This is a genomic window from Pseudoalteromonas sp. SWYJZ98 (genome assembly GCF_015864495.1).
GTDB classification, from domain to species: domain Bacteria; phylum Pseudomonadota; class Gammaproteobacteria; order Enterobacterales; family Alteromonadaceae; genus Pseudoalteromonas; species Pseudoalteromonas distincta.
In genome coordinates this window covers 1-26646 of sequence record NZ_JADYXA010000044.1, presented here as the reverse complement: position 1 = coordinate 26646, position 26646 = coordinate 1, and the positions used below count along the sequence as shown (strand labels likewise).

Genomic DNA, 26646 nt, shown 5'->3' with positions numbered 1-26646 from the left:
CAATGAATTCTGAATTTATTTTAATATCTTTCGATATTGAATTGACTGTGCCGAATAATTACCGAAATAACTATTCTGTTGGTCACTCAGTTTTCAATTGAGACTCTAATTTGTTTGCCTCATTACTTGCTCAATAAAGAACGAAGTAGCTTGGCTGTTAGAACTCAATCTGTACGAGTGCCCACACAGATGATTGCTTTATATTGTTAAAGAACGTTTTGAGTCGCTTTGGCGTCTCAAGGGATGCGAATAATACACCCTTTATTTTTTGAGTCAACACTTANATAATACACCCTTTATTTTTTGAGTCAACACTTAGTTTTAAACTTTCTTTTTAGAAGATTTAAAACCGAAGTTTTATTTAACTCTCTGAGTAGTTCGTGCCTCGCTATGCGTTGGCGTTTCCCGTCTCAGTGGGGTCGCATTATAGGGAGATCCGAAAACAGATCAACCCTTTTTTTAGATCTTTTTACTGTTCGAACAAAAATAGAACAGAACCACGTAAAACCACATGAAAACCCGTCTAAGATGATGCTTTTTTATGCTCTTATTTATTATTTAATACAAATATCATTGCTATGTTTGATTTAGGCGTTAAGATAGCAAGTTCACAATGTTAAATTAATGTTTATTTCCTGTTTATTGGTAGATCTAAAATGAAATTACCCGATCAAAAATCTTTTATCTTCTCTGTTATTCTTGCTGTAGTTGGTTTTGTTGTTGTTGAGTTTGCTTTAGGCGGCTTAGCTTTAAACCCTGCATTACTATTTGGTGCTGGTTTATTAATAGGTGCGATTGCTATTGCTGCAATATCATCTGATGTGACTGAAGAAGCTGAAGTTAAAACAAAAACGCTTTATGTTGGTAACCTTCCTTATCGTGCAAACGAAGGTGTGGTTCGTGCATTATTTGAAGAACAAGGCAAAGTATTCAATGTTCGTTTATTAAAGGATAAGAATACTGGCAAACGTCGTGGATTTGGTTTTGTTGAAATGGCGCAAGCTGATGCAGACAATGCAATTGATAACTTGAACGATAGCGAGTTCCAACAACGTACTTTAAAGGTACGTGAAGCAAAACAAAAACAAGAAGATGATTCTAATGCTCTACGTACTGAGACGGATCAGTCAGTGTAACTAGCTTTACCGCTAGCTTATTGCTAAACACATCAGCCGTTGCATAATATTGCAGCGGCTTTTTTATGTCTGTTTGTTTATCCACACATAAGTTAAGTTGGTTAAGTAGGAAGTTGACTCTATTTGCTATCGCTACACCTGAATCAAGTAATTTTACATTCCCTTCAAAGTACTGACTAATCGGCCCTGCTAATATCGGAAAGTGCGTACACCCTAGTACAAGTACATCTATAGTTTTATCTATATGTAGTTCATCAAGTACTTGATACAATTTATTTGTATCGAAAGAGCCTGTAAAAAAGCATTCCTCAGCTAACGTTACTAATTCAACACTGCTATAAAGGTTAACGATTACATTACGTGCATGTTCAGCAATTAATGTTTTTGTGTATGAACTGGCGACCGTTGCCGGTGTGGCTAACAAGCCAATATGATTTGAGCGTGTTAATTCTGCCGCAGGCTTTATTGCTGGCACAACACCTACAATAGGAATATCCGTAATTTGGCGAACAGCGCTGAGTGCAGATGTAGAAGCGGTGTTACACGCTATTACAATTAAATCGACGTTAAGCGTGTTGGCTTTGATGAAATGAATAAGTGAACATAATCGGTTAATTATAGTTTGTTGGGACTGAGCACCATAAGGTAGTAATGCATTATCCATAAAATAGCTGTACTGAGCATTGGGGATACTTTGCTTGATATGTTCAAGTACAGTAGTTCCACCAATACCTGAATCAAAGACCATTATATGCGCTGACAAACTACCGTTCCTACTTTACTTTAAGATCGGCAGTTTGCCATGAGGTTTTTATAAAAGAAAGTAGTTTAACTTTGCGTGGCTTCTAAATCAGTAAGCCTGTCGGCTGCTGAATTTAACTGATTAAGGTTTTCGAACATAGACTTTGTATAATCTACTAACTTATCTATTTGTTCCTGATCTTGATTTAACCATTGGAGAATGCCAGCTAGCTGATTTTGTAATCCAAGCTCACCCGCTTTTTCAAAAGCATTTTTAAGGTCGTCATTAAAAGGGGCTAACCCCTCTGCTACTTGTTTTTCTGGTGCTGGTTTATATTCTTCATAGCTTTTAACTGTTGCTATTGTTTTTGTTTGGCGTAAATCCATAGAAAAAGCCACCAGCTGATCGCTGTCTAAACTCAGCTCTTGCGCTTGTTCAAATGCTTCATCTAAATCACCACCAAAAAAGGTTTTACTTAAATCTTGTAAGTCTTCCATCATCGCATTAATAGCTTCTTGCTCTTGCTCGTTTAAGTCACCATTTACCGACATCGAAAATGATACCTGTCGAGATTGCGATGATGAGCTTGCAAACGACTCACTATTACTGTTTTGCTGATAGCCACTTGCCGATTGAGATTCAAATGCATCAGCAAAGCTAATACTTACCTCATCGCCTTCTGCGGTAGTGAATTTATACTCTGCATTGCTAGTCATACTGACATATTGAGCCTGGCTTATATTTACGCTGGCAGGTTGTGGGTTAAATAACGACTCTTCAAACTTATCCAGTCCATTGTAAATTCCCTCTTTGGACTTATTAATGCCCTCTTCCATGTCATCATTAAATACGCCAGTACCTTTGAGTTCATCAACAGCGTCATCAATCCCTATTTGGACTCCTTTGCGCGCATCGCCTAGCATATCTTTGAGCTTTTCGTCATCAGCGCCGTTAGCTTTTGCTTTATTTACAGCACTACTTACAAAATCGAGTACGTTTTTTACTATTTCATCAAAATCAAATAGTGGTTTATCTGCTTTTTTTTCTGCGATAGGTAATCCAAGCTGCTCAGCCATTTTATCGCCAAGCACCTTTGCAGCCAACTCTCGGCCTCGTTGTTGATAGCTATCTTGAGGAGACGTAATTGTAGGTTGCTGTATATCAGCTTTATTATTGAATTTATTGATGTTGTTGTTTGGCGTAAAGCCATAATTACCTATTTTCATGATTCGTCTCCTAAGCGTGCGTAGTTTATTATCGGCTATAACAACAAAAACTAAAGTACAATGTTCAATAAAACAGCATAAATGCTAGCCAAAACTAGACAAATACGCAGCGCTCCCTACAATAGCGCCGATAAACAGATCTTAGATAAGGTAGTAGCGTTAATGGCAGTTATTAAAATAGATACCACACAGTACCAAGCGCAGTTAAGTGAAAAAGAGCAGCGTATTAGTGCACAGTTTCAACGTTTTGGTGTGGAGCAACTAGAAGTATTTAGCTCAGAGCCAACTAACTACCGCCAACGTGCTGAATTTAGAGTATGGCACGACGGTGACGATCTGTTTCACATTATGTTTGATCAACAAACAAAAGAAAAAATCCGTGTTGATACATTTGACCCAGCAGCGCCTCTAGTAAGTGAAATAATGCAGGTGATGATTGAAAATCTTAAGCCTTGTGAAATATTACGCCGTAAGTTATTTCAAATCGATTACCTATCAACGCTAAGCGGTGAAATTTTAGTAAGCTTGCTTTATCACAAACCACTGGATGATGAATGGTTAAGTGAAATTAAAGCACTTAAAGAAAAGCTTAGCAGTAAATACAAAATTGATTTTATTGGCCGTGCACGCAAACAAAAAGAAGTACTTGGTGATGACTTTGTAACTGAACATTTAACAGTTAATGGCCAAGAGCTTATATATCAACAAGTAGAAAATAGCTTTACTCAGCCTAATGCAAAAGTAAATATTAATATGCTGGAGTGGGCACAAGATTTATGTAAACCACTTAAAAATGATTTACTAGAACTGTATTGCGGTAACGGTAACTTTTCAATTGCATTAGCGGGTTCTTTTAATAAAGTATTAGCGACGGAAATATCAAAATCATCTGTTCACTCTGCTCAGTACAACATTGCTAAAAATAATGTAGAGAACTTAGATATTATTCGTATGTCGAGTGAAGAGTTTACCCAAGCAATGAATGGCGAGCGTACTTTCTCTCGTTTAGACGGTATTGACCTTAAAAGCTATGACTGCCAAACCATATTAGTTGATCCACCGCGCGCGGGCATGGATGAATTAACGTGTGACTTAGTGGCTAACTACGAAAGCATAATTTATATATCGTGTAATCCTGAAACCCTTGAGCGTGACCTTGATCACTTAACACGTACGCATAACGTTAAGCGCTTTGCTATATTTGATCAGTTCCCTTATACGCATCACATTGAGTCGGGCGTTTTCTTACAGCGCAAATAAATACGCTCAGTAAACGTTACCCATAAAAAAAGCTCCTTAAGGAGCTTTTTTTGTTTTAGCTAAAGTTACTTGTTAGCTAAGTAATTTATTAATTTGCTAATGTCTTCAGGTTTAGTAATACCCGACTCACGACCTAGGTTTAATTTGTACTTACCATTTACAATAAAGGTAGGTACGCCACGTAGTGCGCCTTTTTCTTTAAAGTAGTCTTGATCGCGTTTCATTTTAGAGCTCAGCGTACGTACCGAGAAGCTTTTAAACAGCTTATCAAACTTATCACCATCAACGCCCTGCGCTACAAATATATCTTTTACATCTGCAAGCTCATTAAATTTAGCGCGCTTTGTATGGATATGATTAAAGATTGCAGAAATAATCTGATCTTTTTGTGGAAGCACTTCAGCTGTCGCCAATGCTTGGCTCATCATCTGTTGGTTTTCTGGGTCACGTACACCTACAAAATCAACATGGCTCTTTTTAAATTTAACGTTTTTATCAAGCTTAGGCTTAAACTCACCAATTAGTGCTTCCATGTTATTACATGCAGGGCAGTAAAATGAGAAGAACTCTTTAACCTCTGGCTTTTTAGTTGCACGCTCAGAAACTACGTCGTAATGCACGCCTTCTTCATACGTTGCTGCAAAGCTTGTTGCTGCCATAGGAAGTAATATTGCAAGCAAACCTGCTTTAACTAATTTAATCATTATTATACTCCGAAATTTATAGTGCTAATAAAAACGCTACTAACTCATCAAGTTCTTTTTGATTTTTGATGGTGTTGAGGTTTATTTTATATTTATCGTTAACAATAAAAGTAGGTACACCTGTAAGTGCGCCTAATTTTGAATATTTATTCTGTTTGTTTTGCATTGCTTGCTCAGCTGAAATAACAGGCATGCTTGCAATCTCTTGATCAAATGTTGCGCTATCAATACCATTTACTTCAAGTAATTTTTTAACGTCTTTCATTTCAGTTAATGGTGCACGTTGAACATGGATACTTTTAAAAATTTGATCGCTAATACTTTGCGCCTGACCATGCTGCTTACCAATTAAGTAAGCAAAGCTTAAATTACTTTGTGCTTGTGGTGACACGCCACCTAAAAAGTTAACGTGGTTTTTAATAAACTCAGCGCCTTCTGGCAAGCCTTTTTCAATTGCTTTTGCTACTGCTTCAAACTTAAAGCAATGTGGACAGTAAAATGAGAAAAACTCAGTTACTTGCGGTGACTTGCTTTTGTCTACATCTATAACAGTGTATTGATTATCAACTTCAAACTGTGCAGCAAGTGCTGCAAATGGTAAACATAAAAGCAATAAACTCAGTTTTAATTTTTTAAGCATTTGTATCTCGTTGTACTTGTCTTTAAATAAAATATTACGGCAATAACTTTAACGGTGCTTCTTGCAATGCTGCAAGTTGCTCTTTCAGTGCTAAAATTTGTTGCTCCCAGTATTTGTCATCAGCAAACCATGTAAAGTTCCGCACAAAAGCAGGATCACTCCATCGTTTAGCTACCCATCCCATATAATGAATAATACGCATTGCTCGCAGCGGTTCAATTAATTTGAGTTGAGAGTGATCAAAATCACAAAACTCTTCATACGCATTTACAAGGGTGTCTAACTGTAACAGTTGCGTCGCTCTATCGCCACTGAGCATCATCCATAAATCTTGGATTGCAGGACCTTGGCGGCTGTCATCTAAATCAACAAACATTAGCGCATCACCTGCCCATAAAATATTACCAACGTGGCAGTCACCATGTAAGCGAATACTTTGCACATCTTTATACTGTTTTTGCGCCTGCTCTATCACTAAATCTAAAATAGTATAAAAAGCAGTATTTATTCCCATGGGCACTAAGTTACTTTTTTGAAGATGAACTTTGGCTGTATGCAAATACTCCTCGCAGGTAACTGTTGGCCTGTAAGTAAAAGGTTTTGTTTTAGCTACTTGGTGCATACGGCCAATCAATCGCCCCATTACATCAAGCTGATCTAAATTATCAACCTCAAATAAACGCCCGCCTACACTTGGAAACAACACAAACAAATACCCTTCGTGTTCAAATAAGCTTTGTCCATTATATAAAATAGGGGCAACAACGGGTACTTCTGCATCCGCTAGTTCAAATGCAAAGTCATGCTCTTCTTGAATTTGCTCTTTACTCCAGCGCTCTGGGCGATAAAACTTCACTACGTAACGCAGGCCATCATCCGCTTTAAATTGGTACACTCTGTTTTCATAGCTATTGAGCGCTAATAAACCAGATTCGGCATACACACCTACGCTTTCTATTGCATCGAGTATTAGATCAGGTGTTAAGTCAATAAAACTAAATTTACTCATACTCTTCTTATATAAAATAAAAGCGGGTTATATACCCGCTTTTGTTAATTGCTATATCAACTTAGCTAATTAAGGTAAGTTGCGATTATCGCGCTTTAAAAAAGTTACTCGACTGCGATATTGTCTCATCCGGCTCATCTACCGGTGAAAGCACAAAGTTAAACTCAGTCATCGGCGCCTTCAAATCATAAGGGTCCATTACAAGTGACAATGGTACGTTATGAGATTCCCCTGCCTGCACAGTAAATGACTGCTTACCAATATACTTAAAGTTATCTAACCCTTGTACTTTAATATTAAAGGTTTGCTCGTACTGCGCTTTATTAATTACCTTTAATGTATAGGTGTTCTCTACTAAACCATCAAAATCGACACGATATAATTGGTTTCGGTCACGAATAATATCAAAGTCCATTGTTTTACGCAGTGCTATATTAGCGACAAGCGCTCCCGTAAGCACAACAAGTATGACCGTGTAACCAATAATTTTAGCTCGCAGTGGATTCGTTTTATTTTCTGGGGTTTCGAGATTTCGCTCAGTCGTATATGAAATAAGCCCACGCGGATATTCCATTTTATCCATTACGCCATCACACGCATCAATACATGCACCACAGTTGATACACTCAGCTTGTAGCCCATTTCTAATATCAATACCTGTTGGGCACACTTGAACGCACAAGTTACAGTCTATACAGTCGCCTAACTCTAAATCTTTATGGTCTACTTTACGTGAACGAGGACCACGGCTTTCACCTCGGCTTTCGTCGTACGTTACTGTGTATGTGTCTTTATCAAACATAGCTGATTGAAAACGAGAGTAAGGGCAAATGTGTAAACACATAATTTCTCGCATCCAACCGGCATTACCATAGGTACACGCAGCAAAGAAAATAATGCTGACTAGTGCATAACCGCCTATATCAAACGTTACAAAGTCAGGGAGTAACTCCCTTATTGGCGTAAAATAACCAACAAAAGAAATTGCGGTATACAACGAAAACAATACCCAACTAGTATGCTTTGCCGTCTTACGCCAAAACTTATCAAAATTCATGGGTCGTTGATCGAGTTTTTTACGTTGATTAGCCGTGCCTTCAAGCTTTTCTTCGAACCAAATAAAAATAAAAGTCCAAACAGTTTGCGGACATGTGTAGCCACACCACACCCGTCCATAGAAGGTAGTCACTAAAAACAACGCAAATGCTGCCAACATAAAGATAAACGCTAATATAGTAAAATCTTGAGGCCATAGCGTTAAACCAAAAATATTGTATTTTTGACCAATTAGATCAAACAGCACAGCTTGCTGGCCATTAAAATTAATCCAAGGTAGTAACATAAACGCAAGCAGGCCTAAGAAGCCAATGCGCTGTCTAAGTAATTGATGTAGGCCTTTTACAGCACGCACATAAATACGATTTCGGGGATTGAACCTATCATCTTGACGGCTTAAATCCGGTTTTTGGATTTTCACCTCTACAGGGATATTCTTTACTTTAATTTGCTTGTCCATCGAAGTTCCTCAACGCCGCTTGGAAATAAAAATCCAGCAATACTCAAGCACTCTATACTTAAAGCTAGCAAGTTACTTGCTAGGCATATTTACTTTAATAAATTGCCTTCTCGAATACTTTCAGATATTTCAGAAATATCTGACTGCTGTTAACCATTATAACAATGTTGGTTAAAATTACTGGTATAGATTACTAATAATTTATTCATCCCAGTTACTTGCTTTTAAAATGCAGTTTATTACACTGCATGGTAATTCAACCCTACTTAGATCAAGGTTTACGTATCCATGAAAAAATTTATTATTTTGGTAGTTGTGATCCTTGCCTTTTTTACAATCGATCACCCACTTATAAAAGAACCTCGCGAAAGGTTACTAGGTGAAGGCATCGGCTTTTTAAGTGATGCAAGCAAGGTCAATAGAAGCCCAGCTGCAAATATGGCTAAAAATAGGATCAGCAGTCAACTTAAACTATCTGAATCTGAAGGTGAGTATGTAGAAAAAACGTTTACAACAGATGACTCTGTTCAGTTATTTCACCTACGCTATTGTCGTGAGCGTGACTTAAACCTTTATTTTTATGACGACCGTTTAAATACGGTATGTAAAATAGTGACTGAAGCATTAGAACAAAAGCGAGCAAAGTAGTGGATTTTTCAGGATTAAATAAAAAAGCAAGCGACTCATTTCATAAGCAGCGCAATATGCTCAAGCAATTAGCGCAAGGCAAAACATTAGAGTGTGAGAAGTGTAATGGGGTTTTAACACTTGATTTAGCCACCAGCGAGCCTGGTAAAGGCATAGTAAAGTGCAAACAAGGCTGTACGGATATTATATTAGAGCTAGGCACTTAGATTAAACTAAGCGCCTAGTATTAATAATTACTCTTCCCAACTCTCGTCGGTTATCAAGCCGCTATTAATTGCGACCACTTCAATTAGTTCAGCAAACCCTAATGCAAAGTCACCCATAGATTCATACTGATACTGACACAAAGCTTCTATTGTCATGTTATTTTGTTTGGCAATCTGAGCTATTGCTAGCTGGTCGAGTGCAAAAAAGCTTAGTGTGCTTAACGCACTTTCTAGTGCTTGTTTAAAATCAACGTCTAATTGCGGTGCATTTAACAAAGGTTCTGCATAAGCTTTCGTTGCAACTAAGAAGCCTTTACTCCACGACTTACAAAATTCCGCATCAAATGTGTCTGGTAATTTATATCCAGTTTCGAACACCTGCTCACTAATTTTGTGATAAAGCGCCATAAACAAAAAAAGCATTTCTTCATCTAAATCATCAGCTGTGTTTGGCAATATCTGCTCAAGCCACTCATGTACATCTAATGGGTTGGGCGAACAAATTACACCAAATAAATAGCCTTGGCTTTGTACAAGGGTCATTGCTTGAGATTGGGTATTTAAAAATGAGCTGAGCTGCTTTGCGTGCAACTCAGTAAATTGGGGTATTTGCATTAAAACTCTTTATATTAAAACATTAAAAGTTGAGCGGGTAGCGACCTTGGTTATCTGGTCGGCCTAAAAACTTAACCGCATCATGTACATCTTTAGGTAAGTTGGCATCTGGTTTTACATAACCTGCCACTCTAAAGTCGAAATTAGCTTTAAGTGTAGCATCTGCCTCAAGGCCAAGCGTATTATCTGGGTCAATTAATATAGCAACATCACCCGACTTACAGCTTAACTTACCAGCTAGAGGTCCAATATTAAACCATCCATTTAAACCTTGAACATCAATATCAGGGCTCGCTATTTCACCTTTTAGTGAATCACAATAAGGTGCGCCTGAGCTGTATTCATCAAGCTCTAAAATCACACGCCCTTTAGCGGTAACAGGCAGAGGAAGTTGCACACGCTGCATTGCACGCTCTACAGTGGAGCGTACTAGGGCATCAGTCACTATTACTTTTTTATTAAAAAACCCATAACTTACATCTGCGTAACCCGAAATATCACTGCGTTCTCGTGGATTACCAAATTTTATGTTCGCATTTAGTTTGCCTGTAAATAATTTCCAGCCTGCAATATCCCAACGCACATTATTTAACTGTTCACCATCAAAACGAACTTGCATCATTTGACCTTGCCAAACAGTGCCTACAGTTTGGCCTACTTCTAATTGCTTTGGAAAGTACGGTTTTGCTATATCTAGTGCAATATGTGCTGGTAATTTAATAATACAAAACACAATAAAACTAATTAAAAAGACAGCCGATAACGTTATTATTTTTTTCATTAATTAATTCTCTAATACTAAACGGCTTACGCGCACATAGCCTGATTTATCATCGCGACTTAAATCTAAATTTTCAATTTTTAAACCATGCTGATTTACTAGCTCATCTAGCCATTCTATTAACTGATTAAACTCTACTGAGTCAAGCGTCAAACGAAGTGAATCACTACTGGGCTGCATTTTACTAATATTGATTTTATAGCGTCCACGAGTAGAGTTTACCACTTGGCTTAAGTTTGTATTGCTAGCAACACTGGTGTTGCCTGCAGCCTTTAGCTTAACAATACTGTCATCAACCCAAGCTAATAGCTCTTGTTGTTTAATTTGAGATTGCTGTGCTTTTTCTATCGCGTTATTTAATGGCCTAAATATCCCCATTACTAAAACAAAGATAATAAACACGCCACCAGCGACCATTACCAATTGTTGTTCTTGCTCTTTAAGCGAACGCCACTGTTTCATTAACTGCTTTTTCATACTGCACCTCGCAGTTTAATTTCGCCTACGACATAATCACCGTCATTATTTAAAGACCCTTGCTCAACAGTTAAACCTTGCTTTTCAAGTATGATTTTTACTTTACCAAAAGTTTGGAAGTCTTTAGCCCGTGCACGAATGCGCAGCTCATTACGACGTTTGTCATAACGAAGTGTTTCAGGTGTAAATTCGCTGACTTGCGAAAATACATCAACCAAATTAGCCGTTAAGTCTAAAAAGCCGGATTCACTTGAGCCTTGTATTTTATCTAACGCGCCTTTAATTTGGCTTTTAATTAGATTAGGGCGAACTTTAGTTCCCGGAAATGCTTTTTGATATCTGTCGACTACTTGAGCTTTAGCTACTTCTACTTGTGTATTAAGTTGGTGTAACTCAATAGCTTTTATTGTAATTGTAGAAACCAATGCAACACTTGCTATAATTGCGGCACCTTTCCAGTAACCCCACCACAAAGCGCTTTGTTTTTTAAGCTGATACATACCTTGGCGTAAGTTAAAATTAACGCTATCTAACTGTTTTGCAAATAATGCTAAAGGTAAGTCGTAATCGCTTGTTTGGGCTTGTAAGTTAACGCTTTCAGGAAACTGATTAGCAGGACTAAAATGTTTAATGTCGGGGTTACCCATGGCTGTTAAATAGCCATTCAACCAACTAGATTCAACCGCACTAATATGCCATTGCCCTTGCTTAAACAACCATTGGTTGTTGAGCTCAATAGCAGTTACGGCACCATCATCTGCAAGCGGTAACAACAAAGCATCGGGTAATATTCTGTATACTGATAGATTATGCTCAGCAAATAATGCGAGCCATTGTTCAAACCATTCACGGTCTGTCATTGCTACACGAATTGCATGTTGCTCACCAAGCATTGTCGGCTGCGCTACTGCTATAAACAGTTCATCTACGTCACATGCTATATCTTCTTCAAGCATGTATGGCAATGCTTGCTCAAGCTTGCGATTCCATTTTGTTGGCAAAGCGACCGTTTTTAATTGCACTTGGTCACTGGGTAATAACACGACAACTTCTCGGGTAAGTGCTTTTTCGCTTAGCTCACTTAAATGCTCTGCATTTGGTAACTCGCCACTGGCTATTATTTCTTGTTCTTGTGGTGAGTAAATTAACCAGTTAAGTAATTCTTGTTCGGTTTGACCCGTGCGGATCAACAGTATTTCTGTCACTGTACGCCTCCAAATTTTCGCGCCAGTATCGTTACGTCGCCGTCTTTAGCGTGCAGTAATGTGGTCATCGAAAAACGCAGGTCGACAAAGTTTGCCTGCGTTTGTAATTTAAAATATTCGCTTTTAATACTAAATAGACTTTTTATTGAGTCAGTATTAGTACCGCCTTGCTGCTTCACCTGTTCAAAAAATTCATCGATGGTGTCAAAGCCAGTTTGCTGTCTTGCGCCTAACACCGCTTCTGCGCCAGATAAGCTTAAGCTTTCTATCAAGGCACTGAGTATGAGCGCTTGCTCTGGCAATAATGTATTTACGTTAATAGATAAAAGCGTACTGCCTGGTATTACACATACATATGGCAATACTTTTTCCATCACTAATGGGTTAAAGCCCTTAACTAAACGCAGCTCCGATGTTGATGCAAATAAACTATTGGCTGTCATATACGGAAAATCTCGTGATAAGTACTCGTCTTCTTCTGCACCTGAGCGATACGTAATACTGTTCTCATCAAGCCAATCAAACACACTATCTGCCATCGTCTCTTCTGATTCGTCAGCAGGTAAATCTTCAATGTTTTCAAGTAATGCAAAGAGTGCTTTATGTGCAGGGTTTGTTTTACTTGCGCTATTTTCTTCTGGCGCTATGGCTAACGCATTTAAATTTAAACATGCTTGTAAATCTGTAATTTTGCCACTTAACGTGCCGTTATCAACAGGGTATGAAGCATCTCCTTGAGTTGCCCACACTTGATCGAGTGTTGTTTTATCGGCATCATCTTTTTTACTTTGTATTAGCCCTTTAATAGCAAGCTCTTCTGCACCGTAGGCGTACCATTTAGCTTGTTGGTGACCTTGCAAGTTTGTACTTTTTTGCACTTGAACCATTAAATTAGCACTCATTTCTACTGCTAAAATAGCCGCTAATGCCACAATAAACAAAACAATAACAAGTGCTGCGCCGCGCGATGATTGCTGCTTAACCATTATTCACATCCGTAGTTTGTGTAGCAACAACTTTGCCTTGCCCAGGAACTAAAAATACACGACGAATTGGCTCTGCTTCTATTTGTTGCAACGTAACAGCAACCGCTTTAGGGAGGGCTTTAATTTCCCACTGTTCTTGCCATTCGTTTTTATCATCTAAAAACTCAAACTTAAGTTCTTCAATATTTTCTAGCACACGTTGAACTCGCGGCTCCATATTATCAAGCTGATCAACATAAACCCGATAAACACGCTCAAGGTTATCGTCAATCACTCTATAACCAACAGCTTGTAGTTCTGAACGTGGCAATAAGTTAATTGGATTTATCCAGCCATCTCGTACAAACGCGATACCATCGTATTGGCTTTCTAAAACGTAACGACCAGCAAGTAAATATTGTTCTTGAACATCACCCGACTCATTGCGAACTGCGCGTTTGGTCATTTGGCTAAAATCTTGATCCATTAATCTAAATGTTGTTTGCAATCCATTTAGCTCAGCAATCTTTTCATCGGAGGCATCTTTTGCTCTTGTTGTCGTCTCGAGTATTTGATGCGTAGCAATAATAACAAAAGCTAAAATACCCAGTGCAACCATAACTTCAAGTAATGTAAACCCGCGCTGCTTCACTTACTTTTTGCCTTTATTTAAATACGTTGATAACTCATATGCTGAATGCTCATATTTTTCATCCGTAAAAACATTTATGGTTAGTTTTACAAAGCTTTTGTCAGCAGTCGCTGTAACTTCTTGCTGCCAAAACCATTCAACACCGCCCATTACTTCGCTGCCTTTAAGGTTATTTTTACCTTGCCATTGTTCGCCTTTAGTACGCTGTTCAATAATAACGTTTTCGGCGACCCAAGATGCATAGGTTTGCTCTTCAATAGTCGTTAAATGGTGTATATGCTCGCTTGTTGCTTGCATTGCAGCTATACCCGCCATGGCACAAATACTTAATGCCACTAACACCTCTAATAAGGTAAACCCTTTAGTGCGCTTCATTATTCTGGCTCTCGGCGAAAGTTTACTGGTGCAGTAAATTCACCTTCAATGTAATACACAGGCTCGCTTTGCTCTTTTAACTCTAATATAAGTTGAAACGCGCTTACCTCACCTGATGATAAAATAAGTACTTGTGGGATTTTTAACTTTTTTAGCTCAAGCAAGCTGTCTTCATCGCCGCCACTCATAAGCTCGCGCCAGTTAGATTGCTCTAAGAGGTTATCTTGCGCCCACGCTAAATCTTCTAAGTTAAGAGTGAGCTTTAATCTTTCGTCTAATTCTATTGGTTTAAAAAGATCTTCACGGTCAAAAGTAATCCACTTTTCACCATCGAAAACTAAATACTCTAATGTATTTTCTTCTACTAATAAGCCCAATTCAACTTGGTTTAAAATGGCAAATTCCGATGCCATATTAATGGTGGTATGCAGCCTTAGTGCTTGAGTATCTAACTCCTCCTCAGCACCGCCTTCTAAGCTATATACCACCATTTTGGTGGCAAAAGCGATGATCACTAATACCACTAAAATTTCTATTAAACTAAAGCCTCTGCTTTTTGCATGGCGCTGCATAAGGCTTGCTTTCATAGCAAGCCTCTAGCATTAACATGTTCATACAGAACGGTGTACCTAGGCATTATTGTTTTTCTTCGTCCCAGTTACCGATATCGTCATCAGTACCTGCTTCACCGTCTGGGCCCATAGAAAAAATATCAAACTTGCCAATTTCACCTGGGCTAATTAACTGATAAGTATTACCCCAAGGATCTTCTGGTAATTCATTAATAAAGCCACCATCAGGGAAACGTTTTGGAACCGGTTCAATGCTTGTTTGGGTAACTAGCGCTTCAAGACCTTGCTCTGTGCTTGGGTAGCTCTTATTTTTAAGCTTGTATAAGCTCATTGCATCTTCTAATTGCTGGATATCTAGATGTGCTTTATCAATAGCAGCCTCTTCTTGCTGACCCATAATGTTAGGTGCAACAATTGACATAATCATCCCGATGATAACCAGTACCACCATCACTTCTAGTAAAGAAAAACCTGATTGTTTATTCACGTAATTACCTCATTATTCTAAAAACATTAAGTAAAAATGGTTTAGGTAAAACCACTAATATATTTAAAAATTTATTCTAACTTAAAGTCCAACAGCTTTATTCATCGCCATTATTGGCTGCAATATTGCCATTACTATAAATAATACAATAACCGCCATTGAGGCGATCATCGCAGGCTCTAGTAGTTTAAGCGATACATTAACCATGCTCTCAAATTCGCGATCTTGGTTATTTGCAGCACGCTCTAACATTTGCTCTAGTTCACCTGATTTTTCACCACTTGCTATCATATGCAGCATCATTGGTGGAAACAACTTAGTTTGCTGAAGTGCAGCTCTTAAGCTTGCACCCTCACTCACTCTATCGGATGCATCTGCAACCGCTTTTTTAATTTTTTCGTTAATTAATACGCCACCCGAAATACGCATTCCTTCAAGTAATGGTACCGAGCTTGACGATAAAATACTTAAAGTACGCGCAAAACGTGCGGTGTTAATACCACGAGCCACTTTACCTATACCTGGCATATGTAGCACTCGGTCATCCCACCAAAAACGTATTTTAGGCTGCTTAAGTGCATGCTTAATACCAATGGCTATAGCTGTAATAGCTATTAAACTAATAAACCAATAATTTTGCACAAAATGGCTGCCTGCCATAACCCATTCGGTTGTCCAAGGAAGTACTTGTTTCGTTTTTTCAAACGTTTTTAATATTTTTGGTACTACGGTACCCAGTAATACCGACACAATACCAATTGCAAATACCACTAATATAATAGGGTAAACCATAGCCTGAGTTATTTGGCTACGCATATGTTGGCGCTGCTCGGTATAGTCGGCTAAACGATTAAGTACTTGGTCAAGGTGACCCGACTTTTCGCCTGCGGCTACCATTGCACGATATAAATCGTCAAAAACATGAGGAAACTCACTAAGACCATCGGCAAGGGTGTAACCTTCAACTACTTTTGAGCGTACCGACATAAGCATCCGCTTTAAACGCGGCTTTTCGCATTGCTCAGCAACCGCCATAACAGCGCCTTCAACAGGAAGTGCCGATTGAATAAGTGTTGCTAATTGCCTTGTAATTAATGCTAGGTCTGAGGTTGAAATTGTCGGCTTAAAAAAGCCACCGAGTAAAGGGGCTTTTTCGCCTTTGACCTGTTTATCACTTTGCGCCGCAGGAACAACTTCAAGCGGCGTTAGTTTTTGATCACGTAAAGTTTGGCGGATTTGTTTAGCTGTATCGGCTTCTAAAATGCCTTTTTTTTCTTTACCTCGGCCATCTAAGGCACGATATTCAAACGCCGCCATAGTTAACCTTCCTCACGGGTAACACGCAATACTTCTTCAAGCGTTGTTTTGCCTGCCAGTACACGGCTACACCCATCTTGGCGAATACTTGGGCTGCGCTTACGAATGTATTTTTCTACGCTTTGCTCGCCTTTACCGTTGTGAATCATTTCGCGTATGGTTTCATCAACTACAAGTAACTCATGAATACCTGTACGACCACGGTAACCATTAAAGTTACACTCTTCACACCCCACCGCTCGATAGATTGTCGGTTGGCTTTCAAAAGGAACCCCTAACAGCTGGCATTCATGCTCATCAGCCGTGTGACCTTCTTTACAGGTATTACATAACGTACGTACTAAGCGTTGCGATAACACACCGAGTAACGACGATGAAAGTAAAAAGGGTTCAACACCCATATCTTCCATACGTGTAATTGCACCCGATGCGGTATTTGTATGCAAAGTAGACATAACAAGGTGACCGGTAAGTGACGCTTGAACACCAATTTGCGCAGTTTCAAGGTCGCGTATTTCACCCACCATTACTACATCAGGATCTTGACGTAATATTGCACGTAAACCACGTGCAAATGTCATATCAACTTTTGCATTAACTTGTGTTTGCCCAATGCCTGGAATTTCGTACTCTATCGGATCTTCAACGGTAAGAATATTACGATCGCGTGAGTTAATTTGGCTCATACCAGCGTATAAAGTGGTACTTTTACCAGAACCCGTTGGCCCTGTTACCAAAATAATGCCGTGGGGTTTACTAATTAAATCTGAAAACAAAGCGCGATTTTCTGCGGTCATACCTAAATCTTCAAGGTTTAAGCGCGCGTTGTTCTTGTCAAGTAAACGCAGTACTACGCGCTCACCAAAGCTCGATGGCATTGTAGATACACGCACATCAACTGCACGCCCAGCAATACGTAAACTAATACGACCATCTTGTGGAATACGTTTTTCGGCTATATCAAGCTTAGCCATTACTTTAATACGAGATACAAGTAACGATGCAAGTTTACGATTAGGCTTAAGTACTTCTTTAAGCACGCCATCGACCCTAAAGCGAATAACAAGCTCTTGCTCGAAGGTTTCGATATGAATATCAGAAGCCCCTTCTTTAATCGCTTCACTTAGCATGGCATTAATAAGCTTGATGATTGGCGCATCATCGTCACCAGCAAGTAAATCTTCCGTTTGCGGGAGCTCATCAGCAAGCGAGAATAAATCAACCTCGTTGCCAATATCTTCCATCATTTGTTGTGTTTCAGAGCTATCACGTTGGTATGACGCTTCAAGCAATAGCTCAAATTTATCATCATCCAATTGCTCAAGTGTAAAACCATGGCCTGCGATACGGCGTACTTCTAATAGTACTTCCACATCTAGCTCACCACGGTAGTAAACTATACGATGATCTTTGTTTTTACCAAGCAACACACCTGCGCGTCTTGCATAGGAAAATGGCAAACGCTTTGCTGGTAACTCAACTAACACATCACTCGTTAATAGCTCATCCTGATTATGCGTTTGAGGATGAACCACATCTTGGTTTATCTCTTGAATCGCATTAGTCATCTTTACGCTCTTGTGCATTTTGTTTACGTAGAGACTCTTCATACGTAGGTGGAAGTACTAGTTCGTCATTCCACTCAGGTAAAATAGGCGTATCTGTCATTGGCATTAACTCAATACCGTCTTCTTTTTGTTTAAACTGCTCACCACGAATAAAGTTATATTTATTAAAGCTTAACTTATTCATGCTTACGCCATCACGAATAATGGTTGGCCGAATAAATACAATAAGATTACGCTTACGACGCGTTGTATTTGTTGATCTAAACAGGTGACCTAAAATAGGGATATCGCCTAATAACGGTACCTTAGAAACACTTTCTTGTACGTCTTCGTCAATTAAACCGCCAAGTACAACCATACCGCCATCATCGGCCATAACCGTTGTTTTAATTGCACGTTTATTAACTGAAATATCAACAGCAGTTGCACCACTTACACTCGATACTTCTTGCTCAATAGTAAGTTGTACTGCAGAGCCATCGTTAATCTGTGGCGTAACTATCAGTTTAATACCGACTTCTTGACGCTCAACTGTTTGAAATGGGTTAGCATTATTACTGCCCGTTTGTGAGCCTGTAATAATAGGCACTTCTTGACCGACTAAAATAGAGGCTTCTTCGTTATCCATTGTAGTAATAGAAGGGGTAGCCAATATATTTGAATTTGTATCAGTGGCAACAGCCTGAATAATTGCGCCCCAATCATTTTTAACAACGCCTAGCGCTAAACCATTAATGCCACTTAGCAATGAAGCAAGCGCATCATAGTCACCCTCAGTCGTTTCGTCATAACTAGTAACGGTTCCAGTTTCTGTACCAATGATAGTTTTAGTTACGGTTGTATCTTGTGCTTGCTCTGCAGCAACAGCTAATGAACCCACGGGAACCGTAGTGCCGTTGTTAAACTGCAGCATACCGCCCTGCTCAGAAATCCACTGCAGGCCTAAATTAACCCCGTCGCCTTCCATAACTTCAATAATAATGGCTTCAACTAGTACTTGGGCACGGCGAATATCAAGGCGTTCAATTACAGATTCAAGTGATCGCATTGTGTCTGGCTGTGCGGTAATAATTAATGAGTTTGAGTCAGGGTGAGACTCTATACTGCTTTCATTATTGCTTCTGCTACGAGTTTTAGTAGTACCGCCTTGTGCATCTTCAACAAGGGACTTACTAACACCCTGTAATACTTTGACTAAATCTTCAGCTTTAGCATAATTTAAGTAAAACACCTTGGTGTTACCTTGGCTTTCTAGCTCACCATCTAAGCGCTTAATGAGCTCAATAGCACGTGTACGTGCTTGGCCTTCACCACTTACAATAACGCTATTAGTTCGGCCATCAGCCACAACTTTTGGAATTAAGAATTCAGGTACACTGCCTTTACCGCTGTCTTTATAAATATTATCTACCACAGAGACAACATCATCTGCCGTCGCATATTTAAGCTTAACGATGTCTACACGCTTGTCACCCGCCTGATCAACAGAGCGAATAATCTCAACTAAGCGATTAACCGATGCTGCATGACCCGTTAGCATCATAACGTTAGCCGCATTAAAGTTGGCAACGTGACCACCATCTTTTTGATCGCTAAATTGACGAACCAAAGGGCCAAGCTCTTGTACACTTACATTTTTAACACGTACAACACGTGTAATCATCATGTCGCCGCTAGCTTCACTACCTTCGTCAATAAGTGGTACATTTGATTTTTTGGCGTCTGAACTTTTTTCTATCTTAATTATGCCATTGTCCATTTCAACAGCTGAGTAGCCATAAACTTCCAATACATTTAAGAAGAACTGATAATAAAGTGCTTCGTCCATTAACTCATAGCTGCGAACATTTACTTTGCCGCGCACGTTAGGGTCAATAATCACTGTTTTATTAAGGTTTTTACCAACAATATTAATAAACTCGTTGATATCAGTTCCTTTAAAGTTAGCAGCATATTCAACAGCAGAAACAGACAAAGAAATACTTGCCGCCAAAAAAAGTGCTGCGTACTTAGCTAACCCTTTTTTAATTTTTTTGAGGTGTAGCACCTGAACCATTATATTAAAACTCCAAAGCTAAATTATTGCAGACTAAATTGCACATCGATTTGTTCACCATCACGTTCTATAGTGATATTGGCATCTGTACTATTACGCAGCTCGTTGATAGCTGACATAGCCTGTTTTAAATCTGTTAATTGATAGCCATTTATAGAAATAGCCAAATCGTTATTTTTTAATCCCATTTGTTTAAACAGTTCAGGCTCTTTACCTGGACTTAAACGATATCCGATTAGTTCGCCATCATTCATAGCTTGTGAAACACGTATATAGTCAAATAATTTGCCTGGCTCTTCGAGCAGTTCTTCACGTGTTTCTATAATTGCTTCTTTAACGTCTGGATCTGCAGTAGCATCTATTTGTAGTTCACTTGGCTCTACTTTTTGCGGACCCATTTCAGCATCATCACGGGCAGCGAGTACTGGCATAGATACCGTTTTATTAAAATCGAGCCCATCAAGCATCAATGTCTCAAAACGCCCATTAACATTCAAAATAACGCGATCTGGTAATATTTGTGCTACTTCAGCACGCGTGCCTAATACAACTTCTTCAACAAGATAGCTTACTTGCTTACCTTGTGATTCAATAATTGCGATACCTGCTTTATCATCGTTATTAACCGCTACAATACCGGTTAAATTTATACTTAGGCGTGTTTCTGGCGCGTTGTTTATAACCTGCGATTGCTTTGCAGTATTATTGTTGTTTGTTACAGTTTTTTTACCAAATAAGAATTGCTCAACAATATGCTGCGCAGAGTTATTACTCGCACCAGATGACTGATTAGCATGATGGCTAGGGGTAAGCAGAGTTATCGGTGGTTTTGGCCACAAAAGCCAAACAAGTTTTGATAATAAAAATGCAAGATAAACAACAACTAAGAGTGTCACTAATGCACTTAACTTAGCATGCGGTAAACGAGTTAAAAATTGTTTTAGTTGTTGGATTTGCTGTTCCATAAATAGTGTTCTTATTTTAATTTACTGCGTTAGCGCGTACCCATAGTACCCTTTCATTTTTCTTTCAACAAGCACACTAATATTAAACTTTGTAAACAGATTAAATTAACTTTACATAACCGTATAAAAAGTAAACGGCTGTTGTAATACCTTCATCCTACGATGATTTCATGATAAATTTTAAGCTATAAAACGTGGGGAAATGCCTTATGAGTAAAAAAAGTAATGCTAATACCAACTCAGACCATGCGGATGGGTTAAAAGTTCGATTAGATAAATGGTTGTGGGCTGCGCGATTTTATAAAACTCGTGCTATTGCACGTGAAATGGTACAAGGCGGTAAAGTGCATTATAATGGACAACGTACAAAAGCGAGTAAAATAGTAGAAGTTGGCGCAAACATAAAACTTGCACAAGGAGTAGATGAAAAGCTGATAACCATACTCTCAGTGCTTGAAAAACGCCAAAGCGCCCCCATTGCACAGACCATGTATCAAGAATCTGATGCCAGTATTGCTAAACGCGAAGAGAACAGCATCGCACGCAAAAATAACAGCTTTTTTGCCCCCCATCCGGATAAAAAACCGGATAAAAAGCAAAGACGCGAACTTTTAAAAATGAAATCAAGTTAGGTATAGCCGCTCATGCAACAAGATTTACTTCACCGTTATTTATTCAACGAACTAGATGTTCGTGGCGAACTCGTACAAATCGAGAGTGCTTATAATGAAATGATTGCCGACCATAATTACCCAGACCCTGTTAAAGCATTACTTGGTGAGTTACTCGTTGCAACCTGTTTACTTACTGCCACCTTAAAGTTTGAAGGTGAAATTGCTGTACAGCTTCAAGGTGATGGCCCAGTTAAATATGCTGTTATAAATGGTGATGACAAACAAAATATGCGTGGCATTGCACGCCTGCAAAGCGAAATTACGGGCACAACTGTAAAAGAGCTTATTGGCCAAGGCTATATGGTAATCACTATTACCCCTGAAAAAGGTGAGCGCTACCAGGGTATAGTGCCGCTAGAGCATGATACTCTTAGTGAATGTATCGAAAGTTACTTTGAGCAATCTGAGCAGCTAAAAACACGTCTTTGGTTTGCAACTGACACTACTGAAGGTAGCGCAAAAGCATGTGGTCTATTTTTACAAGTGCTTCCAGTTGATAAACAAAAATCAATTGAAGACTTTGCACACCTAGAAGCATTAAGTAACACGATTAAAAATGAAGAGTTGTTACACTTAGATGCGAACACTGTTCTTACACGTCTTTATCACGAAGATAATCCTCGCGTATTTGAACCTCAAGCTATTAAATTCAAATGTGGTTGTAGTCGTGATAAAACAATTACTGCACTTGTTAATATTGGACAAGAAGAACTACTCAAAGATGTAGCTGAGAAAGGGACTGTTAACATTAACTGTCATTACTGTTTAAAAGAGTATGTTTTTAACGAACAAGACATAAAAAGCATTTTCAACTAAATGTTCAGCTTCATTTATATATAGTAATTAAAGCCGCAAAATATGCGGTTTTATATTATAAAAAGATGATACCGGTGTCATGAATTTTGTTAATTTACTGACACCGGTATCATTGAAATTATTCATGTTTTTTAGCAAATATATGTGTTTTTAGAGGCTTTACGGGCTCGAATATCTCAAAACCTTCTGTTACTATAATTTCAGCTTAAGGGCACTGATAACCCCAGAGCTATCCCGTTCAAACTCTCACACATTATAGTTAGGTATAAACATGACTACAGGCGCTACACGTTTTGTCGATTTAACCGCAGCTGAACTTGTCGAGCATGCGATCCGCCGTGGCGAAGGTACTTTAGCCGCAAATGGTGCTTTTGTTGCAATTACAGGAAAACGAACTGGCCGTTCACCAAAAGATCGTTTTATTGTTCAAGAAGCAACAACTCAAGATGACATTCAATGGGGCAACGTTAACCGCCCATTTGATGCAGAAAAATTTGACGCATTATGGGCTCGCGTAGAAGCACATGTTCAAAGTAATGACCACTTCACCTCTCACCTAGAAGTTGGCGCTGACCCTGAGCATTATCTACCTGTAGTCGTAACTACAGAAACAGCGTGGCACCATATTTTTGCCAAAAACATGTTTATCGAACCACAAAACTATAACGCTTCAAACTTACCACAATGGCAAGTAATGAACGTTCCTTCGTTTGTATGCGAGCCGGAACGTGATGGCACAAATAGCGATGGCACCGTTATTATTAACTTTGCACAGCGTAAAGTATTACTAGCAGGTATGCGCTACGCCGGTGAAATGAAAAAATCGATGTTTTCTGTACAAAACTTCCTACTACCAGCAAAAGGTGTATTACCAATGCACTGTTCTGCTAACGTTGGTGAAGCAGGCGATACAGCATTATTCTTCGGTTTATCTGGTACGGGCAAAACAACTCTTTCAGCAGATCCTACTCGCTTTTTAATTGGTGATGACGAACACGGTTGGGCACCTGGAAGCGTGTTTAATATTGAAGGCGGTTGCTATGCTAAATGTATCGACCTGTCACAAAAGAACGAACCTGTAATTTGGAATGCAATTCGCTTTGGTACTATTTTAGAGAATGTAGTGCTAGATGAAAAAGGCGTTCCAGATTTTAACGATACTAGCCTTACTCAAAATAGCCGTGCAGCATATCCACTTGAACATGTTGAAAAACGTAAAATTGAAAACCGCGCAGGCGAACCAAAAGCTGTTGTATTTTTAACTTGTGATGTAAGCGGTGTATTACCACCGGTATCTGTTCTTAGCGAAGAAGCGGCTGCCTTTCACTTCTTAAGTGGATACACAGCTAAAGTTGGCTCAACTGAGATTGGCTCTACTAGCGATATTGAATCAACGTTTTCAACCTGCTTTGGTGCGCCATTCTTCCCACGTCCTGCTGGTGTTTACGCTGAGCTTCTTATGAAGCGTGTACGCGAGTTTGGCGCTAAAGTATACCTTGTGAATACAGGTTGGACTGGCGGTCCTTACGGCACAGGTAAGCGCTTTGATATTCCGACTACTCGCGCAGTAGTTGATGCAATCGTATCTGGTAAATTAGCCGGTGTTGAAACTCAGCACATTGATGTTTTAAACCTAGATGTACCGGTAGCAGTTCCAGGTGTAGATACTAACTTACTTAATCCTATAAATACGTGGGAAGATAAAGCTAAGTACAATGAATATGCAGCAAAACTTGCCGCTGACTTCACTGAAAACTTTGCTAAGTATGACGTATCTGACGATATAAAAAATGCAGGGCCTAAAGCTTAAATAAGCTTCAAGCTTGTATTCTAACGCCAACCAAGGGCTGGCGTTTTACTTTCTAAATACCTAATTTACTAAGTGCGACAAAATGCCGCACAACTCATATCAAAAACCATATAATATACCGCGTAATTAATCATTCCTTTATACCCAATAAACCTGCATTACTCATTACGGCTATTTAATTAATGACACTAAAGCTTTCATGGCGAAAAACATTCAGGCGGTTACATTTATACTTAGGCCTATCAGTAGGTGTTTTACTTACTATTATCACTCTTTCTGGCTCTATATTAGTTTACTATCCGCAAATAGACTTACTGCTAAATCCAGAAAATGACGCTACTACAAACATAAAAACGCCTAATTGGGATCAAGCATATAATACGCTAAGAGCCAATTTCCCTTCAAAGCAAGGGCCATGGCGATTAGAAAACACAGGTATAAACTCAGTAATTCCCGCGCGATACTACAATCCAATAGAAACAAAAGAGCAAGGCTTTGCCCCCTTAATGGTATGGCTATCTAGCAGTAGTGATAAAGTAATACGTAAAAATTATTGGGGGAAATACTTAGTAACTTGGATGTACAACTTACATTTTTCATTACTAACAGGAGCAACGGGCACTCTCGTCGTTGGCTATATAGGCATAGCCTCAATAGTTCTTCTTATCTCTGGGTTCTTTGCTTGGTTTCCAAAGCCTGGGCAGTGGGTAAAGACACTAAGATTTAAATCTCGTAGCTCTAAAATAGGTTTGCTATACGACTGGCATAGACTAATTGGTTTAACCTTCTGCATACCGCTACTAGCTTTAACTGTTACAGGTGTTATGCTCGCTATTCCAAAACAAACAGATCCTATATTAACCGCTCTAGTTAGCGATATAAACTCCCCACCAAAAACACAAATTCAACCGAGCAAACAAACCGATATTTCTTTATCACAAGCGGTATTAATAGCTGAAAAAGCATTACCGAATGCGCGTTTAGCTTGGATTGAAACACCATCAAACTTAAATGCTATTTACAGATTAAGATTTCAAACTGTAAACGATCCTTCGTATCGCTTTCCACATAGCTATATAGAGGTTAATGCACTTACAGGAAAGTTAGAGAGCGTGTTTAATATAGATAAGCAAAGTACGGCTAGTAAAATAAAAAACTGGATACACCCTCTACATGACGGCAGCATTGGCGGTAACATTTTAAAAGTCATTTGGGTGTTAAGTGGCTTCGGATCTGCTGCATTGTTCATTATCGGCGTATATAGGTGGTTAGTTAGAACCAAGAGAATACAAAATAAACTTTAGTTGAAGGAGTACATGAATTGCTTTTCAGTAAGTCTTGTCGATAGTTTTTAATATAAAGTATATGGCCTTCGTTAATCTTAGGGTTAAAAATTAATAACGCTCAGTACATATGAAATTAAAGCAGCCCCTAAACGCCTATCTGGCTATAAAACAATTAATGAAGGGTAGTTAATACTGCAAGTTTAGATAGGCACTCCATGAACACTATTATTTAAAAACCTCATGCCCATTAGATTTAAGTTCTATGCGTGAACCTCTATATCAACCTCTGCATAACTACTTTTATTCTCTTCAGTAACCTACCCAAAGCGTATATAAAGGCTTAAAGATCATGTTCAATACTTATCACAAGACCAGATAATTAACGCTTTTAATTAGGTCAGATGTTAAACCAATTGGTATTATTTACCCATAGTACAAATGCTACCACTCATTGTCGAGCGAAGGTTTTTGATGCTTTTGACGTCGGGAGTCGCTACGATCGCCCGACCTACGCGATGGGTGCTGATGTGAGTGCCTATTAATTGCGCGTATTTCACTTTTCTTCAGACGTAAAAAAGCCCGACTATTTCTAGTCGGGCTCTCTACAATTTGAAGCCTGGTAATGTCCTACTTTCACATAGCAAATGCTACACTATCATCGGCGCTGTTTCGTTTCACTACTGAGTTCGGCATGGAGTCAGGTGGGTCCAAAACGCTATTGTCACCAAGCAAATTTGGGCGTTAATTCGTATCTCTACGCATTAACTGAATTTGGAAAATATCTGATAATATTTTTTAAGTCTTTCTTTAAGTAATTTCTACTTTAGTTATATTAACTTCTGTCTAAACTGTCGCATAAAACGCGTTTGGCGTTGTATGGTTAAGCCTCACGGGTAATTAGTACAAGTTAGCTTAATGGCTCACACCACTTCCACATC

The 26646-nt window shown here is 38.9% G+C and carries 27 protein-coding genes and 1 rRNA gene; 8 read left to right on the top strand and 20 right to left on the bottom strand.

Annotation, left to right across the window (positions count from 1 at the left end; genetic code table 11):
- Window positions 1–656 precede the first annotated feature (656 nt).
- On the top strand, window positions 657–1136 hold the full coding sequence (locus tag I6F10_RS17400; protein ID WP_165744580.1) for an RNA recognition motif domain-containing protein: 480 nt from the start codon (window positions 657–659) through the stop codon (window positions 1134–1136).
- Here I6F10_RS17400 and murI read toward each other — a convergent pair.
- Together murI and I6F10_RS17390 are read right to left on the bottom strand one after the other, a co-directional pair.
- Window positions 1099–1899: a glutamate racemase gene (murI, locus tag I6F10_RS17395; RefSeq protein WP_197099180.1), complete on the bottom strand. Its 801-nt coding sequence runs from the start codon at window positions 1897–1899 to the stop codon at window positions 1099–1101. The genes I6F10_RS17400 and murI overlap by 38 nt on opposite strands.
- A 65-nt stretch (window positions 1900–1964) precedes the next feature.
- Window positions 1965–3104, bottom strand: a complete 1140-nt coding sequence (locus tag I6F10_RS17390; protein WP_182197436.1) for a DUF5610 domain-containing protein — start codon at window positions 3102–3104, stop codon at window positions 1965–1967.
- Window positions 3105–3266: 162 nt separating this feature from the next.
- Here I6F10_RS17390 and trmA point away from each other — a divergent pair, with 162 nt between their 5' ends.
- Window positions 3267–4364 carry a tRNA (uridine(54)-C5)-methyltransferase TrmA gene (trmA, locus tag I6F10_RS17385; RefSeq protein ID WP_165744605.1) on the top strand — a complete coding sequence of 366 codons (1098 nt, stop codon included), beginning with the start codon at window positions 3267–3269 and terminating at the stop codon, window positions 4362–4364.
- Window positions 4365–4429: 65 nt separating this feature from the next.
- On the opposite strand, the gene I6F10_RS17380 is transcribed toward trmA, so the two are convergent.
- The 4 genes from I6F10_RS17380 to ccoG form a co-directional block, all read right to left on the bottom strand.
- Window positions 4430–5068 (bottom strand): thiol:disulfide interchange protein DsbA/DsbL, encoded by a 639-nt coding sequence (locus I6F10_RS17380; RefSeq protein WP_002962055.1) that lies wholly within the window; start codon window positions 5066–5068, stop codon window positions 4430–4432.
- A gap of 16 nt (window positions 5069–5084) precedes the next feature.
- Window positions 5085–5708: a thiol:disulfide interchange protein DsbA/DsbL gene (locus I6F10_RS17375; RefSeq protein ID WP_165744586.1), complete on the bottom strand. Its 624-nt coding sequence runs from the start codon at window positions 5706–5708 to the stop codon at window positions 5085–5087.
- 34 nt (window positions 5709–5742) lie between these two features.
- The gene (locus I6F10_RS17370; protein ID WP_024596396.1) at window positions 5743–6717 is read right to left on the bottom strand and encodes a serine/threonine protein kinase; all 975 of its coding nucleotides are present in this window, start codon (window positions 6715–6717) and stop codon (window positions 5743–5745) included.
- 85 nt (window positions 6718–6802) lie between these two features.
- Window positions 6803–8233: a cytochrome c oxidase accessory protein CcoG gene (gene ccoG, locus I6F10_RS17365; protein ID WP_024605960.1), complete on the bottom strand. Its 1431-nt coding sequence runs from the start codon at window positions 8231–8233 to the stop codon at window positions 6803–6805.
- Between the two features lie 288 nt (window positions 8234–8521).
- Here ccoG and I6F10_RS20325 point away from each other — a divergent pair, with 288 nt between their 5' ends.
- Complete coding sequence (locus I6F10_RS20325) at window positions 8522–8881, top strand: hypothetical protein (protein WP_002962051.1); 360 nt, start codon at window positions 8522–8524, stop codon at window positions 8879–8881.
- Window positions 8881–9087, top strand: coding sequence for a hypothetical protein (locus tag I6F10_RS17355; protein WP_024605961.1), 207 nt, complete (start codon window positions 8881–8883; stop codon window positions 9085–9087). The genes I6F10_RS20325 and I6F10_RS17355 overlap by 1 nt, the downstream gene beginning before the upstream one ends.
- A gap of 27 nt (window positions 9088–9114) precedes the next feature.
- Here I6F10_RS17355 and I6F10_RS17350 read toward each other — a convergent pair whose 3' ends face one another.
- The 13 genes from I6F10_RS17350 to gspC form a co-directional block, all read right to left on the bottom strand.
- On the bottom strand, window positions 9115–9702 hold the full coding sequence (locus I6F10_RS17350) for a UPF0149 family protein (protein ID WP_165744588.1): 588 nt from the start codon (window positions 9700–9702) through the stop codon (window positions 9115–9117).
- Between the two features lie 22 nt (window positions 9703–9724).
- Window positions 9725–10483 (bottom strand): type II secretion system protein N, encoded by a 759-nt coding sequence (locus I6F10_RS17345; protein ID WP_165744590.1) that lies wholly within the window; start codon window positions 10481–10483, stop codon window positions 9725–9727.
- A gap of 3 nt (window positions 10484–10486) precedes the next feature.
- Complete coding sequence (gene gspM, locus I6F10_RS17340) at window positions 10487–10960, bottom strand: type II secretion system protein GspM (protein ID WP_024596393.1); 474 nt, start codon at window positions 10958–10960, stop codon at window positions 10487–10489.
- The gene (gspL, locus tag I6F10_RS17335; protein ID WP_165744592.1) at window positions 10957–12165 is read right to left on the bottom strand and encodes a type II secretion system protein GspL; all 1209 of its coding nucleotides are present in this window, start codon (window positions 12163–12165) and stop codon (window positions 10957–10959) included. Before gspL ends, gspM begins: the two co-directional genes overlap by 4 nt.
- Window positions 12162–13151: a type II secretion system minor pseudopilin GspK gene (gene gspK, locus I6F10_RS17330; RefSeq protein ID WP_165744594.1), complete on the bottom strand. Its 990-nt coding sequence runs from the start codon at window positions 13149–13151 to the stop codon at window positions 12162–12164. The genes gspL and gspK overlap by 4 nt, the downstream gene beginning before the upstream one ends.
- Window positions 13144–13782: a type II secretion system minor pseudopilin GspJ gene (gspJ, locus tag I6F10_RS17325; RefSeq protein WP_165744596.1), complete on the bottom strand. Its 639-nt coding sequence runs from the start codon at window positions 13780–13782 to the stop codon at window positions 13144–13146. The genes gspK and gspJ overlap by 8 nt, the downstream gene beginning before the upstream one ends.
- The gene (gene gspI / locus I6F10_RS17320; RefSeq protein ID WP_002962039.1) at window positions 13783–14157 is read right to left on the bottom strand and encodes a type II secretion system minor pseudopilin GspI; all 375 of its coding nucleotides are present in this window, start codon (window positions 14155–14157) and stop codon (window positions 13783–13785) included. It abuts the gene before it with no gap.
- The gene (locus I6F10_RS17315; protein ID WP_165744598.1) at window positions 14157–14744 is read right to left on the bottom strand and encodes a type II secretion system protein; all 588 of its coding nucleotides are present in this window, start codon (window positions 14742–14744) and stop codon (window positions 14157–14159) included. Before I6F10_RS17315 ends, gspI begins: the two co-directional genes overlap by 1 nt.
- A 49-nt stretch (window positions 14745–14793) precedes the next feature.
- Complete coding sequence (gene gspG, locus I6F10_RS17310; RefSeq protein WP_002962036.1) at window positions 14794–15216, bottom strand: type II secretion system major pseudopilin GspG; 423 nt, start codon at window positions 15214–15216, stop codon at window positions 14794–14796.
- Between the two features lie 81 nt (window positions 15217–15297).
- Window positions 15298–16533 carry a type II secretion system inner membrane protein GspF gene (gspF, locus tag I6F10_RS17305; RefSeq protein ID WP_002962033.1) on the bottom strand — a complete coding sequence of 412 codons (1236 nt, stop codon included), beginning with the start codon at window positions 16531–16533 and terminating at the stop codon, window positions 15298–15300.
- A 2-nt stretch (window positions 16534–16535) separates the two neighbouring features.
- The gene (gene gspE / locus I6F10_RS17300) at window positions 16536–18101 is read right to left on the bottom strand and encodes a type II secretion system ATPase GspE (RefSeq protein WP_002962032.1); all 1566 of its coding nucleotides are present in this window, start codon (window positions 18099–18101) and stop codon (window positions 16536–16538) included.
- Entirely contained in the window at window positions 18094–20157 is a 2064-nt protein-coding gene (gene gspD / locus I6F10_RS17295; protein WP_039488559.1) for a type II secretion system secretin GspD, read from the bottom strand. The genes gspE and gspD overlap by 8 nt, the downstream gene beginning before the upstream one ends.
- Before the next feature lie 23 nt (window positions 20158–20180).
- Window positions 20181–21122 (bottom strand): type II secretion system protein GspC, encoded by a 942-nt coding sequence (gene gspC, locus I6F10_RS17290; RefSeq protein WP_197099179.1) that lies wholly within the window; start codon window positions 21120–21122, stop codon window positions 20181–20183.
- Between the two features lie 209 nt (window positions 21123–21331).
- On the opposite strand from gspC, the gene hslR reads away from it, so the two are divergent.
- The 4 genes from hslR to I6F10_RS17270 all read left to right on the top strand — a co-directional run bounded on the left by hslR (window position 21332) and on the right by I6F10_RS17270 (window position 25726).
- Window positions 21332–21754 (top strand): ribosome-associated heat shock protein Hsp15, encoded by a 423-nt coding sequence (hslR, locus tag I6F10_RS17285; protein WP_002962027.1) that lies wholly within the window; start codon window positions 21332–21334, stop codon window positions 21752–21754.
- Window positions 21755–21766: 12 nt separating this feature from the next.
- Window positions 21767–22612 carry an Hsp33 family molecular chaperone HslO gene (gene hslO / locus I6F10_RS17280; RefSeq protein WP_002962025.1) on the top strand — a complete coding sequence of 282 codons (846 nt, stop codon included), beginning with the start codon at window positions 21767–21769 and terminating at the stop codon, window positions 22610–22612.
- 271 nt (window positions 22613–22883) lie between these two features.
- Complete coding sequence (locus tag I6F10_RS17275; RefSeq protein WP_024605970.1) at window positions 22884–24422, top strand: phosphoenolpyruvate carboxykinase; 1539 nt, start codon at window positions 22884–22886, stop codon at window positions 24420–24422.
- Window positions 24423–24604: 182 nt separating this feature from the next.
- On the top strand, window positions 24605–25726 hold the full coding sequence (locus I6F10_RS17270) for a PepSY-associated TM helix domain-containing protein (RefSeq protein ID WP_197099178.1): 1122 nt from the start codon (window positions 24605–24607) through the stop codon (window positions 25724–25726).
- A 596-nt stretch (window positions 25727–26322) separates the two neighbouring features.
- Here I6F10_RS17270 and rrf read toward each other — a convergent pair.
- Window positions 26323–26437, bottom strand: a 5S ribosomal RNA gene (gene rrf / locus I6F10_RS17265).
- Window positions 26438–26646: the final 209 nt, after the last annotated feature.